Genomic DNA, 15520 nt, shown 5'->3' on the forward strand with positions numbered 1-15520 from the left:
TGTTGTCAACATGACGATTAGCTTGTCCAAAGGACAAAGAATCGACCTGACCAAGACGAACCCCGGTTTAACGAAAGCGATCATCGGCTTAGGCTGGGACACGAACAAATACAGCGGCGGTCATTCTTTCGATTTAGACGCTTCGGCCTTCCTGCTTCATGCGGATAACAAAGCCAAAGGCATAGAGGACTTCGTCTTTTATAACAACTTGGTTGGCGCGGGCGGTGCGGTTCAGCATACGGGGGATAACCGGACAGGTGACGGAGACGGCGATGACGAGCAGATCAAAGTCGATTTCTCCAAAATTCCGGCTCACATCCATCGTGTAGGCATCGCTGTAACAATCCATGAAGGCACGAGCCGTAACCAGAATTTCGGACAAGTTTCCAATGCGTTCGTACGGCTCATGGACGAAGTGACAGGGCGAGAAATTCTACGCTATGATTTGGGTGAAGATTTCTCCATCGAAACTGCGGTTGTCATTTGTGAATTGTACAGGGACAGCCAAGGCCAAGAGTGGAAGTTCCAAGCTGTTGGCAGCGGTTTCCAAGGGGGACTTCAAGCGCTTTGCAAAAATTACGGTCTAGATGCGCAATAAGCCGTAGACCAGACGGGGTGGTGCATGCAAGGCATCACCCCTTCAATTATGAATGACGGAAGGGACAGGGACTGCCCCATGCATATTTCAGTTGTCAAAGGTCAGAAAGCGGATGTGACCAAAACAAACCCAGGACTTACGAAGATTGGAATCGGGATCGGATGGAACGCTCCGGCGAGCCATGATCTGGATACTTCCGCGTTTCTGTTAGGTGCAAGCGGAAAAGTAGACAATGACGAACAGCTTGTGTTCTATAACAATCCGACCAAGAACGGTGTTAGTTTCATCGACAACCCGAATCAAGGCGGAGATAGAAAGCAGTTCTCCATTCAATTGACGGGTGTGCCGGCCAATGTAGAGAAGGTTGCTTTCACACTCACCATTCATGACGGTGAGAAGCTTAAGCAGCAATTCAGCCAAGTGACCCAGGCTTATATTCGGATTTTTCATCCAGAAACTGGGCAAGATATGTTGCGATATGAACTGGGAAATCATTTCTCCGTCGAAACAGCTATTGTCGTAGGGGAATTATATAGATACGGCGCAGAGTGGAAGTTCAGTGCGATTGGATCCGGTTTCTCGGGCGGTCTTAAAGCGCTGTGCGGCAATTTCGGCATTGAGGTCAAGGACGAGCCTTCCGCTCCTGTACCGGGGCCGGCGCCTGTCCAGCAGACGCCTCCCCCTAGTCCTCCGCCGGTTACCCCGCCAACTCCGGTTAATCTGACCAAGATTGAACTGAAGAAGAAAGGTGACCGCATCTCACTAGAGAAGAAGCCGCCGGGCCGACTCGGGGAAATTCTCATTAATTTGAACTGGAATCAGAAGAAATCGACAGGCTTTTTCGGTAAAAGCAAAGGCATTGATTTGGATTTGGCCTGTTTATATGAACTGAAAAACGGTGAAAAAGGCGTTATTCAAGCGCTCGGTAATCGTTTCGGATCTCTGACAAGAGAGCCTTACATAGCACTGGACGGCGACGATCGGACAGGCTCAGTGAAAACGGGCGAGAACATCCGAATTAACGGCAACAAGCTTGCGGAATTTGAACGAATTCTAGTCTTTACCTTTATCTACGAAGGTGCAACCACCTGGTCTGAAGCCGACGGTGTCGTCTCCATTAAGCAGGACGGCGGACCCGACATTGAAGTGAAACTGAACGAGCACGACAATCGCCAAGGCATGTGCGCCATTGCACTCATTCGTAATCAGAATAACGAGACTTTCAGCATCGAACGGCTCGTACAATACTTCTCCGGCCACAAACAGTTGGATGAAGCGTTTGGCTGGGGGATGCGATGGGTCGCAGGCAGTAAATAACAAGGGAAAATTCAGGAGGGTCGAGGCATGGCAGATTTTTTTCATAGTTTTATCAATAACTTCCTAAACTTTTTTAGTTGGGAAGTGCTGTCCCAGACATTGACAGATCCCGTGAGTTGGGGGATTATCGGTACGCTAGTTATCTTGGAGGGCTTGCTGTCCGCGGATAATGCGTTGGTACTTGCCGTCATGGTAAGGCATTTGCCGAAGGAACAACAGAAGAAAGCTTTGTTCTACGGACTTGTAGGTGCCTACATTTTTAGATTTGTTGCCATCGGTGTCGGTACGTTCTTAGTCAAAATCACATGGATCAAGGTACTCGGCGGTGCGTATCTCCTATGGATCGCCATCAGCAATCTTTTCTTCAAGAAGCATGAAACCGATGAAAATGGCGAAGTGAAAAGCAAAGGCATGTCCTTCTGGCGTACGGTTCTTGCGGTAGAAGTCATGGACATCGCATTTAGCGTGGACAGTGTGCTTGCTGCTTTTGGTGTCAGTGAAGAAGTATGGGTATTGTTCCTCGGAGGTATCTTGGGCGTACTCATGATGAGGGGTGTTGCTCAAGTCTTCTTGAAGCTCATTGACAAAATTCCAGAACTGGAGAAAACGGCGTTTATTCTCATTATCGTGATCGGTCTGAAGATGATTGCCGGTGCATTTGGGTTCCATATTTCCCACGTGGTCTTCTTCTCCGTCATTATCGCATTGTTCGGCGGTACGATTATCTTCAGTCTGCTGCGCAACAAAGGCAAAGAGAAATCCGCCAGCTAACATACAACGGAACTAACACAATCCCTCCCCTAATGGAGGGATTGTTGTTTCAATCCAAAAGAGGGAGGAATTGTATGAGATACTTTAACTACTTAACGCCGGATGAACAAAAAGCTTTATTTTATTTGCCTCCCACCTCTTTTGACAATCATTCGAGCAAAGAAGTTCTAGCTTCGTCCATTGGAGCCGCGCTATACATGCCGGCAACACGTCCTACCATCGCTGAAAATATCGCCTTCGGCAAAGTGGAAGGTCTCGTCTCGGCCATTCTGGATTTGGAAGATGCGGTCGGCGAGAATGAGGTGCATGCGGCGGAAGAGTCGCTCATTCATCAAATGAGTAAGCTTGCGACCTTCATCGAGCTGGGGATCTTGAATAAGGAGAACATGCCGCTGCTGTTCGTTCGAGTCCGAAGCGCCAATCAGTTGAACTATTTGATCGAAAGATTGGAGGATGACGTTGCGCTTCTAACGGGCTTCGTTTTCCCGAAATTTACAGCGGATAACGGAGAAACGTATTTCCGAATTCTTGAGAATTACAACGACGAGAAGTCTGCGTCATCCCCCGCCCTATACGGCCTTCCTATTCTCGAGTCAAGCGCCATCATTTATAAAGAAAGCCGGTTTCAATCGCTTCAATCGATCAAACATATATTGGATACCTATAAGGATTTGGTGCTTAACGTTAGAATCGGGGCTACCGATTTCTCAAGTCTATTCGGCTTGCGCCGAAGCCCGGAGATGACGATCTATGATATTTCTCCGATTCGGGATTGCGTGGCCGACATTATCAACGTCTTTGGCAGAGTGGATAGCTCTTATGTCATTTCGGGACCGGTCTGGGAATATTTCCCGCATAAAGGGTTAATCCGCGAAGTCATGTTGGACAAAGAAAACGGGCTGACGGGGAAAACGATTATCCATCCGACCCATATTAAGCCGGTTCAATCGCTTTACACGGTGTCTCACGAGGAGTACACGGATGCAGCCAGCATTGTGGCGAACAGCAATGGGGATTTCGGCGTGATCAGAAGTGAGTATGCCAATAAAATGAACGAAATAAAACCTCATTTAAATTGGGCGAGAAAGATTTTGTTACGATCACAAATCTATGGGGTGCTGCATGAACAACAACAATACAGTGGATTATTATCCAGTAACCGAGCGTACGTATAAGATCGCCGGAGATTTAGAGCTGAAAGTGAAGGTAGAGGCGAATCCTTTCCAGATCCCATTGGATAGCCTGTTTGGGATGGCGGCCAGAATTAATAAGAAGCGCTCCTTCTTATTCGTGAGCAAAGTGCTCGGCAAGCATATTCCGGTTCGTCCCTATACTTCGTTATTAAGCGGCGTTTCCTTGGGATTGCTCCTCCAGCAAGCGATGCAAGGCAGTATGCCGGATCATTTGTTGCCGCTGGCCATACAAGGCTTGATAGATCCTGCACGTGCGGACAATGCTTACCAAGAAATTCGGAGTCACCGGTTAGAGCTGCCTCAGCCAGCCGTGTTTATCGGGTTCGCAGAGACGGCAACGGCGATTGGGCACGCCGCTTTCCACACTTTTAGTGCTAATAATACTTATATTCATACCACACGAGAAATCATTGACGACACACAGTCCATCCTCAATTTCAGCGAGGAACACTCCCATGCGGTAGCGCATTATTGCTATGCGGAGGACCCTCACCTCTTTGCGCAAGCGGAGGTCGTTGTCCTGGTTGACGACGAAATGACAACCGGCAAAACCTCTTTAAACATCATTCGCGATATGCAGGCCAAATTCCCGAAAAAAACGTATTACGTCCTTGCTTTGCTCGATTGGCGAACGGCAGCGGATCTGGAACGGTTTCGGGAGCTTGAACAGGAGCTTGGAATCGCCGTTCATGTCCTTACGTTGGTGAAAGGCGAGGTGACCGTGACCGGATCTTCGGAAAGCTTAACGCCAGCTCAACCGGAATTGCCTCTCAGCCAAGGCTCTACTTCCATAGACATTATGTACGTCGATCACTTATTTGCTCATAGCCCATGGGGGAATCAGCGCCCTTATTTGCAATACAGCGGCAGATTCGGGCTTACGCCGGAACATGAAGCCCAATTAGGAGCCGCCCTATCCCTAACCGCTAAGTACCTTCGAGAAACGCGAATCGGTACCAAGACCCTCTGCGTGGGGACGGGCGAGTTCATGTACATCCCGATGCGGATTGCCGCCGAAATGGGCGAAGGGGTATCCTACCAGTCGACGACGCGCAGCCCGATTCATACGATTGACCGGGACGGTTATGCTGTGAAGTCAGGGTATCCGTACGCATCGCCGGAGGATCCGGAGGTTACGCACTTCATGTATAACGTCCCGGTTGGCGAGTATGAGGATCTCTATCTCTTCCTGGAGAGAGAGGCGGACCAAGCAGCCTTGCAGCCGCTGCTGCGAATTCTGGAGACGCGCGGCCTGCAGCGGCTTCATCTCGTTTTCTTCTCACCACAGACCGTGGAGTGGAAGGAGGGAGCGGTATGGAAGATTGGCGGAGCAGACCGGTAAAGGAACCGGTAAGACTGGGCAGCTATCCCCCTTCCGATGTTACATTCTTGCTGAAGGATTTGCGCGGTGTGCAGCTGGAGAAATCGACGGATGACAGGGAACGGGCTATTCAATCCGGTACGCATTACTCCGAAATGCTCCCGGTCGAGAAGCAGCCGTCTCCCGATTATTTGCAGCTGTATCATGAGACGCTGCAGATGTCGGCCCGGAAGGCAGCCCTCGCAATTGGAACGACAGCGGAACTCATTCGCAGCCGTAAGGGGGCGAACACAGTGCTCGTCTCATTGGCGAGAGCAGGCACGCCGGTGGGCATTCTGATCCGGCGCTATTTGTTGGAGATGCATGGCTTAGACATACCGCATTACAGCATCTCCATTATTCGCGGGAAAGGCATTGACGAGAATGCCCTAATCTATATCCTGCAGAAGCATCCGGAGGCCAGGATTCAGTTCGTCGACGGCTGGACAGGCAAGGGGGCGATCCGCAAAGTGCTGGCTGAGGCATGCGCCCAGATGGAGCGTCACTACGGCATCAAGTTGGACGATGATTTGGCCGTGCTGGCCGATCCTGGACATTGTGCGGAATGGTTCGGCACGAGAGAGGACTTCCTCATCCCGAGTGCTTGCTTGAACGCAACGGTGTCAGGTCTGATGAGCCGGACGGTGCTTCGTGACGATTTGATCGGGCCGTACGACTTCCACGGCTCCAAATTTTATGAAGAGTGGCTGGAGCAGGATCTCTCCAATCATTTTATAGCGGCCATCACGCCGTTCTTTGGCGATATCTTTGCGCAGGCAAGGCAGCAGGCAGATCATTGGCTTGCCCATCCGCCTGCGATAACCTGGCAAGGGCTGCACGATATTAAGGCGATTCAACAGGCGTTCGAGATCGCGGATATAAACCTGATTAAACCGGGGGTTGGAGAAACAACCCGCGTCCTGCTTCGCAGGGTACCATGGCGCATTCTCGTTGATCGCTTGGATAATCCGAATATTCGCCATATTCGGCTCCTGGCGGAAGCGAGAGATGTGCCGGTCGAGGTGTATCCGGGCCTAACGTATTCCTGCTGCGGGATGATTAAGTCTGTGAAAGGGGATGCCGAATAAGATGATATTTGCCAGCGACTTGGATCAGACCTTGATCTACTCACAGCCCGAAGACCGAGCGGCCGAACTGGGCAGCCGCATTGTCATTGCCGAGTTGATCGATGGCAAAGTGAGATCGTATATGTCAGCAGACGCCTTCCAACTGCTCAAGGAACTTATGGCGCAGCTGACGTTCATCCCCGTGACGACGAGAACGCTGCATCAATATTTCCGCATACATTTGGTCAGCCAAATCTTGAAGCCGGCCTACGCCGTAACAAGCAATGGCGGGAACATCGTGATCGACGGCCAGCCGGACCTCGAATGGCAATCGCATATTCTGAACCTTGTGAAGCAATCGAGCTCCCACGTCGAGGAGGTCCGGAGACTGATGGAACAGGTGCTTCATCCGGAATGGGTCATTTCCTCCAGCTATTGCGATGAGTTGTTCTTCTCTCACATTGTGCAGCGGGATAAAATTCCGCGTCAAGAAGTGAGCCAGATGATCGATGAGCTTCGGCGTATGGGGTGGAACACCTCCATTCAAGGCAGGAAAATTTATGTTGTCCCTGCAGCTGTCAACAAAAGGGATGCCGTAGCGCATCTGAAGACGATGCTGGGGGATGACAAGATCATAGCGTCCGGCGATTCGCTGCTGGATCAAATCTTGCTGGACTTTGCCGATTATGCGATAGCGCCGAGACATGGAGAGTTATTCAGGCAAGAGCAGCTGCAGCAAACGGGTGAGTACAAGTTCACAGAGGCATCCGGCATTTTTGCAACCGATGAGATTCTGGCTTATGTACAAACGCTTCCTAACGAGAATCATCATTCCTTCCGAATAAAGGAGTCCTCATGAAAAAAGTATGGTTTAACCGCTGGTTTTCGGTCGCTTATCACTACATGAACAGCATTCGCAACAATGAGGACGGCATGGCCTTCAAGATGTATGCGACGCATCCGGATCGTGCGCATATGGCTCTGCAAGCGGCAGATTATGCGGACACGGAGCCGGTGCTCGGCGATGACGATTATATCGAATTTGCGCTGGGCTTCTGCAAGCAGCATGGCATTGACGTCTTCATCCCGCGTCTGCATATGTATGCAATTGCGAAGCATTTGGATGAATTTGAGAAGATCGGCACCCGAGTCACCGTATGCCGTGATCTGGAGCTGCTGGAGAATTTGCTCGAAAAGCAAAAATTTTACGAAGCTATCCGCGATAAAAATATCCTCAGCATCCCGGATTATCATGTGGTGAATACGGCCGATCAGTTCATGGACGCTTACAAATCGCTGAGCCATGCAGGTCATCAAGTCTGCATGAAGCCAACCAATGCCGAAGGCGGTACAGGCTTCCGCATTATTAGCAACGAACGTAACGCCTTGAAGGACTTATTCGGGACGGTTACCCCTTATCTCACTTCGGATCAAGCTTATCGAACATTATCGTCCGTTGAGCGTTTCGATGACCTCATGGTGATGGAGCTGTTGGGCGGATATGAGTACAGCATCGATTGCTTGGCCACCGCCTCCGGCGAATTGTTAGCGGCTGTCCCGCGCCGCAAAGCGGACGGGCGTCTGCGCGTGCTGGAAGAAGTGCCCGAGCTGATTGAGATTGCGAACAAGGTTGCAGCCGCATACCGTATTCCATTCAACTATAATATTCAAGTGAAGTACAATCAGGGCGTGCCCAAATTGCTCGAAATCAACCCGAGAATGTCCGGCGGCCTGCATGTCACGTGCTTGTCGGGTATTAATTTCCCGTACTTGGCAGTGAAATCAATCTTGGGCGGACAGGTTGAGATTCAGAAGCCCCGGTTCGGCATCACGGCCAGTCATATTGAAACTTACATGATTATGAACTTAGGCGAATAAAGGCGAATAAATGAAGCTGCGCATCATATCTTTGAATATAGACGATTAAATCATTCAAAGAAGGTGCACTGCATGATGATTGGCGGGATCATACTCTCTGGAATCATCGTCGTTCTCATTGTCGTCGCAGCCTCGGAAAAAGCGGAATCCGTATCTAAATTTATTGAAAAATAGTCATCTATGAAACCTGCAAAGGTTTCTTTTTTTTCATCGGTTTTGGTAGAATAAAGAATAGAGTGTGTAAGGCTCTGGAGGGGATAATTTGCTGGATTTTACATTCGAAATCATGGATGAATACACAATTAATACAAGAATTTTGTATGCGAATGAGTGGTTTACTTTCAATCTCTATGAGAAAGACCATGTATGGACGCTTCATCCTTTTGACGGCATGCTGATTCGCAATAAAGATATGTGTGAGCTTGTGATGAACGAGCTTCTCAAGAATAAGTATTTTCACGTGATGTGTGCGAAAGAAAATATCATTCTATCGGAAATACGGACGACAGTCGACGTAGGCAGACGATCGGGCAATCCCGAGCCCATCCCCGTCCCCTCCTCATCACGCAGAGAGAGACCGCCTCAGAATGAATTGCCCGATGATATCCAAGCGTTCATGGACTATCATGATTTGGAGGATATCCTCGAGATTGAGAAAGAGTTCGTTCATAAACGTCTGACGTTCTACAAGCAAATGCTGGAGATCATGTTTATGCAGGGCGGAGGTCCGGACGATCGGGAATTTAGAGAAATTCAGTCTTTGTTCACGATGTATAAAGAAATGCTCGAGAGGTTGAACGGTTGGAACGACCGGGACTCCTCGGGTAATAACAGAAGATGGTAGAGATGATAAAGGAGCTGTAATATGCTGCGATTAAGCGATAGTCAACTTGCAACAATGTGGACTCAAGGGGATTCCAAAGCGTTCGGCCGGCTTCTTGAGTTGTATAAAGACAAAATTTACCGATTAGCTTATCGCATGCTGCGCAACAAGTCGGATTCCGAGGATGTCGTGCAGGAGACGTTTCTACGAGCGTACCAGCATTCCCACCGATTTGATGCGAGCAAAAACTTCTCAACTTGGATTTTCAGCATTGGCAAGAACGTGACCATTGATGTGCTGCGTAAAAAGAAGTCGGAGCTGTCCATGGATACGAATCCGCATCCATATAAGGATGCACTGCCTTTCTATGAGAAGTTGACGAGCCAGGACAAAACGCCGGAGGTTCAGTTGATCGAGCAGGAGACAGCCGAACAAGTGGAGAGGATGATCCGCGACCTGCCGGAGAAGTATAAAACGCTGATCGTGTACAAATATTTCCTGGATATGTCGTTGGAGGATATCTCCAAAGAGGTGGGACTGCCTGTGTCCACAATCAAAACAAGATTGTTTCGCGGCCGCAATTTCATTAAGCGCAAGTGGGGTTCGCTCTTCTTCATGCTGCAAAGCCTGACGCCTGTCATCGTACTCTAATCAACATTCCTATTAACCGATAGAGGAGTATCTATTACTATGAGCAATACCAAAATTGATGCACCCAAAATGCCGAAAGAATTACCGTTAATCTCTTTGCCGGAGGAAAAGCTGGAAGCGGAAGATAACTATCATACAGGAATCATTAGCGATTGTACCATCGATAATCAGAAAGCATCCAAAGTTGCATTTGATAAAATCATCTTCCGCAATGTAACCTTTACCCGGATTGCCATGAAAGACCTTGAATTAACGGATGTTATTTTTGAAAAATGCGATCTGTCCAATGTGGATTTCGGAGAAGCGACGATTCATCGGACGGAATTCCGTAATTGCAAAATTATGGGTATGGATTTGACAGGAGCGACCATTCGTAATGTTTTATTCGATTCCTGCTTAGGCGATTATGTCAATTTCCGAATGGCTAACTTTAGACAGATTGCTTTCCAGGATTGCTCGCTATTAAGCGCGGACTTCTACGAGACAACGCTTCAGAAAGTATATTTCGATAACTGCAAGCTGGACCGTGCCCAATTCACAGGGGCTAAGCTAACAGGCATCGATCTCAGCTCCTGTGATTTCACGAATTTAGGTGCAGGCGTAGAGGAATTGCGCGGCTGCATCATTTCAAGAGGACAAGCTTCTGTATTTGCGAGTCTTTTAGGGCTTATACTAAAGGAATAAACGCAATCGATGAAATGAGGAGACTGTCGTGAAATTTGGATTTGATATTGATGATACGCTTATCAACTTAAGGGAACACGCTTTCCGTATTTATAATCGGGAACTGAAACAGAACGTGGGCTTAGATATATTTGATGCGCTAAAAACGATGGAGATTCACGAAGCATTCGGACTGACGAAAGAAGAGGGCGGGAGGCTGTGGAAGAGCCTCCGTGATGATATTTATTATTCGGACTGCGCCCCCTTCCCGCATGCTCGTGAAATTTTGCATGAGCTGGTGAAGCGAGGCCACGAGGTGTACTACATCACAGCTAGAGCCAAGGAACATACGGAACGGACACGCGAGTGGCTGGTTCAAAACGGCTTTCCCGTTGCGGACGGGCATTTCTTCTGCGGGATGAGCGATTCGGAGAAAGTACATATCATCGACGATTTGAAGTTGGACTATTATTTCGACGATAAGCCGACCGTTCTGGAAACCTTATCCCATTTGCCGGTGAAAGCATACGTCAAAGACAGATCCTACAATCAACAGCTAGATCTGCCGAGGATTACCTCTTGGGATCAGCTTCTTGACGAATTACAGTCATAGGTGTCTATATCTGGATCGAGTCACCCGGCTGTAAGGAAATTAAATTTGTGATACCTTCGAAGGACAGCTGCCTAACTAGGGCGGCTGTTTCTTTATACGGGGCATGAACTAAAAGCTTGAAAGGGCTGTTCATGTCTTGGGTCATCTTACGCACATCAGGCATACCCTGATGGAGTTCGTAGCGTAACGCTTGCATTTGGCAGCCGCGTGCGGCATCACTTAAAGGCCAGCAGTCTCTGGGCTTGGGTTCGCTCCTCCTATTATGATAGTACGTCCATGGCGAGTGATTTCATTTACAAAAAAGACATGCCGAAATCACAATCCCATGACAAATCTTCCTTATGCTCTTCTCTGTGAGGAAGAAGACTTACTAAGTAGTCAAAGGAGATGAATGAATGATCAGAAAGTACACATTAAGAATGGCATTGGCTGTACTCTTCGGAGCTGTTTCAGTCGCAGGAATCGGAGGATCTCCACAGTCCGTTGAGGCAGCGAGTAATATGGTTCCGGATTATGAGGTTAAGCTTCTGCTTAATCCCAGCACGGTTCTTGGCACGGATTATAAACTCACAAGCAGTGTGAAAACCGCCTTCGGGATGCCGGATACGGTGACCAAGATGAATGTTCAATTCCTGGATACGAATGCTAAGGATATCTACAACAATGGATGGAGTCCGCGAATTCGCAAAACGGAAGGCGAGGATAACTTCGAGCTTAGTTATAAGAAACGTTATTCCATCACAGGTAACGATATCAATAGTGCCCTGACATTAGCTAACCAAGAAGGTTTTGATTCCGGCGATACGGGCTATGAAGCACAAATCGAGTGGGGATATCAGAAAAAAACGCTCAGTATTACTCGTACCAAAAGCGGCAGTAAATCCGGATACAGCGGTATGGATCTCCCCAATCAATCAGATTCACGCAGTCTTCTAATTAATAATGCTCCTGATAAGTTTAATAATTGGGTTTCTGACGGATGGGGAACGAGCAAACTATCCTCCTCACGCATCTATGGTCCCGTTCTGGCTAAGCGTTCGATCGGTACATGGAGCGGGCAGCAATTGTATATCGAAGTGTGGCCTATTCGAAATGCGGCGGGAACAGGCACGGAATACATAGTGGAAGCTTCTTTCAAAACGAAAAGCGAGTCGGAGGCTTCAACGAAACATGATGAATTAATTGCTTACCTGCAGGCCAAAGGCTGGTTCTTACCCCAGGATTCATTAAAAACACAGCTTATGATGGATCGATATTAAATAAGCCAAGACTCACAGCCGACCACCTTTCTCGAAGGTGGTTTTCCTTATGGCGGTGTCTGTGCCCACTATCCCTAGCGCTCAGAAAACGGAAACAATCGGTACTTGCATGAGTAAAGACAAGCCGGCATAAATGAGGAAATACCGGGATATTACGGGCTGTCAGATTGTATCGATAGCAAAACTCATCAAGATACTTTTGTAAATACTTAGCGCCAAGGCCATGAAAGCTTCGATTTATCCAATTGCCGGCTTGTCTGGCCAGCTGAAGCAATGGACGACAACGTATGGGCGTATAGAAGCCTGTTGTTATTTCTATATTGCGCACGGCAGGGTCAATATGTTGGTTATGAAACGAATGTAGATCGCGGCGAGATATATGCTTGTTGGTTGGGAGCTGAGGGATGATATGTTTGATTTTGAGATAACCGGATTCATTGCTGTGGATTTCTGAAGAGCCAAGCAGGAGAAGGTGCTCTTGTGGATGCTTACGGACGGTGGGATTGTATGGACGTCCATAAATGGCAGAATTAATAATAACAGTGCCGGTCAGAGGCGTTTGTGCGTCCCACAGATGGATCAATGATCTTATTTTATGCAGGATTAACCATGCCGTTTTGTAGGTGACTTGAATGATATGCGAGAGTTTGACAGCGCTGGTACCCTCCTCCGAACAGGAGACAAGAAATAATGCTGCAAACCACTTCCGAAGACTGGTCCGACTCCCTTCGATAACGGTTCCGGAGGTCAGTGAAGCTTGATGACGGCAGCGGCTGCACTCGTATAGCGGAAGTCGGCGCGTATTAATTAAATAGGCGTGCCTAAAGCTGCATTGTGGACAGGAGAAGCCTTGTGGCCATTTGACACGGAAGAGATATTCCGCACAAGCGGCTTCGGTGGAGAAACGTTCCATAAACTGCTCGAAAGACAATTTTGAAAAGTCCAAATCCGCTTCCCTCCATTCAATCTCACAGACAAGAACAAATGTTCCTATTTGTAGTATATCGAACCTTTGATTCAATTTCAATATAATTTTGGAAAAATTTACTCAATATAACCATGTTTTATCTGAGCGAAAGGGATAGTGTTGATATAGCGGGCAAGAACAATGGGGGCGGCTAGAGCTGGCTGCGCTAGAGGCTAGAGGCGGCTAGAGCTGGCTAGAGCTGGCTGCGCTAGAGGCTAGAGGCGGCTAGAGCTGGCTAGAGCTGGCTGCGCTAGAGGCTAGAGGCGGCTAGAGGCAGCTAGAGGTGGCTAGGTGCAGCTGGAGCACGAGCTTGAAGAGACGAGGAGGCCCTGAGCAGATGGGATAGTGGCAATAGCAAGCAAGTGAATTCCGAATAGGTGCCTCCCATAGATCACCGGAGCTTTCCGGAGCCTCCCCTCCGAGCCGGCGCTAAGGCTTCTTTTTCACTTCATGTCCGCATAAGGTAGTACTAATGACAAGCGGGCTAGGGGGGAATGAGATGCTGCAAAGGCGACGGTGGAGAAGCAGACCTACAGGGAAATCCAACCGGAAAAAGGTGCTGTTGATCAGTCTTCTCATCTTTGTCTTATTTTGCGTGCAGTTTTTTATTTATGTTGAACGGAATCTCCGGCCTCCGCTGATGAACTTAGCGAAGGTCCGCATTAAGCAGATCGCCACACAAGCGATTAACAGCGCAATTGCGGATCATGTGGCTGGCAGCACGAATGCGGAGCAGCTTATCGATTGGAAAATGGATAAAAACGGAAAGATCACAGGCTTCATGTTGAATTATAACGAACATATGCGTATAACCTCCGATACGATCAATACCGTACAAGGAGAGCTTGATCATCTGCAGACGATATCCGAGCATATTCCGGTAGGGCAAGCGATGAACAGCGCCATCCTCTCGTCGTTCGGCCCCGATATACCGATCAGGCTGCTGCCTGTAGGGAATGTGAAGGTTGATTTGAATACGCGATCTCAAAACGCAGGCATTAACATGGTGATGTTCGAGGTATACGTTCGCATTATTGCCGAAGTATCGGTCATTATTCCATTTGATTCGGATACGGAAATCGTGGAAACGGAAATCCCTATTTCCTATTCGCTTGTGGTAGGGGATGTACCGACGTATTACTACGATAACAAGGGCAATCCGGTTGGCAGCAGCAAGGACGCAGGCCCGCCAAGCTTATCGCTTCCGCAAATTCCGAACTCGGGAACTACCACGCCGAAGAGCGAAGGGACCTCTACGCCAGAAGGAACGGAAAAAGAGCCGACCCCCTAGGGGCCGGCTTATTTTCTGCGTCTGCTGCGGTCTTCTTTTTCCCATTTGCGCAAGGAGGGGTAAGGATCAAAGCTCCACTCCGTTAATCCATTATCGCGATAGAGGCCGAAGTGGAGATGGGGCGGGAATTTCCCGGAAGTCCCCGGCTTACCGTAGCCGGAGCTGCCAACCCAACCGATCGTTTGGCCGGGCTTCACGACGTCGTTTTCTTTGATTCCTTTTTGGAACCCGGATAGGTGGGCGTAATAATGATAGATGTTGTTCACGTCACGAATCCCGATGCGCCAGCCGCCGTATGGATTCCAGCCTTTCACTTCCACGATCCCATAGCAGGTGCTGCGCACGGGAACGCCGTAACCGGCAAACAAATCGGTTCCTTCGTGGGAACGATGACCGCCCCAGCCGCGGCTGTCTCCCCACGTGCTGCGATAGGAGTAATCGGCCGTAACCGGCAGCGGGAATGCGTGCTCGCCAACGTCCAAGGTGCCGAGCGTCTCATAAATGGTAGCGAACTGTTTGATACGTTCAACACTGCGCGAGTTCTGGTAATAATTCCATAAGTTGATCTGCAGATTATCTTCCTTAATGCCATTCTTGCTCATCAGAAATGCCATTGAAGCCAGCCGATCCAGATCGTTGTCCCGTTCAGCAACGCCGTCTCCGGAACCGTCGCGCCCATAACCGTGGAAGATGGAAATACTATTGGGATTCGTATCCTGCTGGTCCGGATTCAAGATGCCGGCCCAATCCGACTCGGGAAAGTAAATACTAGTAAGCCCTCTGTGCGCTGGCCGTTTCTTGGCAATATTCATCGTTCGTTCGTACTGATCGACAGCGGCCAAATAAGACCATGGGATGCCGGAAATAATACTTGTTTTCTCAAACAGCTCTTTCCGCTCAGAGTTCAGGTTGGGAGTAACCTTAGATGGAGCAGAAGCGAGCGAGAGGTCGGAAGCGACAGCCTGCGCAGCCTCTACATTTGAAAGAATTCCTGATTCGGTTGCTGATAGGAGGAGGCTACAAATTAAAACCCGCGACCAAAAGGGTCTGCTTATCATCACTATCATCC

The 15520-nt window shown here is 48.8% G+C and carries 16 protein-coding genes; 14 read left to right on the top strand and 2 right to left on the bottom strand.

Translation table 11 applies throughout. From position 1 onward, the window contains the following. Positions 1-10 precede the first annotated feature (10 nt). The 13 genes from PUT07_RS29495 to PUT07_RS29555 all read left to right on the top strand — a co-directional run bounded on the left by PUT07_RS29495 (position 11) and on the right by PUT07_RS29555 (position 12193). Positions 11-598 (top strand): TerD family protein, encoded by a 588-nt coding sequence (locus PUT07_RS29495; protein ID WP_274472360.1) that lies wholly within the window; start codon positions 11-13, stop codon positions 596-598. 78 nt (positions 599-676) lie between these two features. Beyond that, positions 677-1915, top strand: coding sequence for a TerD family protein (locus PUT07_RS29500; protein ID WP_274472361.1), 1239 nt, complete (start codon positions 677-679; stop codon positions 1913-1915). Between the two features lie 27 nt (positions 1916-1942). Further along, positions 1943-2686, top strand: coding sequence for a TerC family protein (locus tag PUT07_RS29505; protein ID WP_274472362.1), 744 nt, complete (start codon positions 1943-1945; stop codon positions 2684-2686). A 74-nt stretch (positions 2687-2760) separates the two neighbouring features. Next, a complete protein-coding gene (locus PUT07_RS29510; protein ID WP_274472363.1) occupies positions 2761-3861 on the top strand; it encodes an HpcH/HpaI aldolase/citrate lyase family protein in 1101 nt (366 codons plus the stop codon). Further along, a complete protein-coding gene (locus PUT07_RS29515) occupies positions 3809-5221 on the top strand; it encodes a phosphoribosyltransferase family protein (RefSeq protein WP_274472364.1) in 1413 nt (470 codons plus the stop codon). Before PUT07_RS29510 ends, PUT07_RS29515 begins: the two co-directional genes overlap by 53 nt. Then, the gene (locus PUT07_RS29520) at positions 5194-6327 is read left to right on the top strand and encodes a cysteine protease StiP family protein (RefSeq protein ID WP_274472365.1); all 1134 of its coding nucleotides are present in this window, start codon (positions 5194-5196) and stop codon (positions 6325-6327) included. The genes PUT07_RS29515 and PUT07_RS29520 overlap by 28 nt, the downstream gene beginning before the upstream one ends. A 1-nt stretch (position 6328) precedes the next feature. Further along, positions 6329-7165: an HAD family hydrolase gene (locus PUT07_RS29525; protein WP_274472366.1), complete on the top strand. Its 837-nt coding sequence runs from the start codon at positions 6329-6331 to the stop codon at positions 7163-7165. After that, positions 7162-8184 (top strand): ATP-grasp domain-containing protein, encoded by a 1023-nt coding sequence (locus PUT07_RS29530; RefSeq protein ID WP_274472367.1) that lies wholly within the window; start codon positions 7162-7164, stop codon positions 8182-8184. Before PUT07_RS29525 ends, PUT07_RS29530 begins: the two co-directional genes overlap by 4 nt. Positions 8185-8446: 262 nt before the next feature. Next, positions 8447-9028 carry a hypothetical protein gene (locus PUT07_RS29535; RefSeq protein WP_274472368.1) on the top strand — a complete coding sequence of 194 codons (582 nt, stop codon included), beginning with the start codon at positions 8447-8449 and terminating at the stop codon, positions 9026-9028. Between the two features lie 21 nt (positions 9029-9049). Then, on the top strand, positions 9050-9658 hold the full coding sequence (locus PUT07_RS29540) for a sigma-70 family RNA polymerase sigma factor (protein WP_274472369.1): 609 nt from the start codon (positions 9050-9052) through the stop codon (positions 9656-9658). A gap of 39 nt (positions 9659-9697) precedes the next feature. Then, on the top strand, positions 9698-10342 hold the full coding sequence (locus tag PUT07_RS29545) for a pentapeptide repeat-containing protein (RefSeq protein WP_274472370.1): 645 nt from the start codon (positions 9698-9700) through the stop codon (positions 10340-10342). A 28-nt stretch (positions 10343-10370) separates the two neighbouring features. After that, positions 10371-10934 carry a 5' nucleotidase, NT5C type gene (locus tag PUT07_RS29550; RefSeq protein WP_274472371.1) on the top strand — a complete coding sequence of 188 codons (564 nt, stop codon included), beginning with the start codon at positions 10371-10373 and terminating at the stop codon, positions 10932-10934. A 395-nt stretch (positions 10935-11329) separates the two neighbouring features. After that, entirely contained in the window at positions 11330-12193 is an 864-nt protein-coding gene (locus tag PUT07_RS29555; protein ID WP_274472372.1) for a hypothetical protein, read from the top strand. Here the strand turns inward: PUT07_RS29555 and PUT07_RS29560 are convergent. Beyond that, positions 12174-13139: an IS1595 family transposase gene (locus PUT07_RS29560; RefSeq protein WP_274472373.1), complete on the bottom strand. Its 966-nt coding sequence runs from the start codon at positions 13137-13139 to the stop codon at positions 12174-12176. The two genes, PUT07_RS29555 and PUT07_RS29560, sit on opposite strands and share 20 nt — an antisense overlap. Before the next feature lie 520 nt (positions 13140-13659). On the opposite strand from PUT07_RS29560, the gene yunB reads away from it, so the two are divergent. Next, entirely contained in the window at positions 13660-14451 is a 792-nt protein-coding gene (yunB, locus tag PUT07_RS29565; protein WP_274472374.1) for a sporulation protein YunB, read from the top strand. 8 nt (positions 14452-14459) lie between these two features. Here the strand turns inward: yunB and PUT07_RS29570 are convergent, their stop codons facing one another. Further along, positions 14460-15509 (bottom strand): M23 family metallopeptidase, encoded by a 1050-nt coding sequence (locus PUT07_RS29570; RefSeq protein WP_274472375.1) that lies wholly within the window; start codon positions 15507-15509, stop codon positions 14460-14462. Positions 15510-15520: the final 11 nt, after the last annotated feature.

This window comes from Paenibacillus sp. MAHUQ-63, assembly GCF_028765165.1.
Taxonomy (GTDB): domain Bacteria; phylum Bacillota; class Bacilli; order Paenibacillales; family NBRC-103111; genus Paenibacillus_E.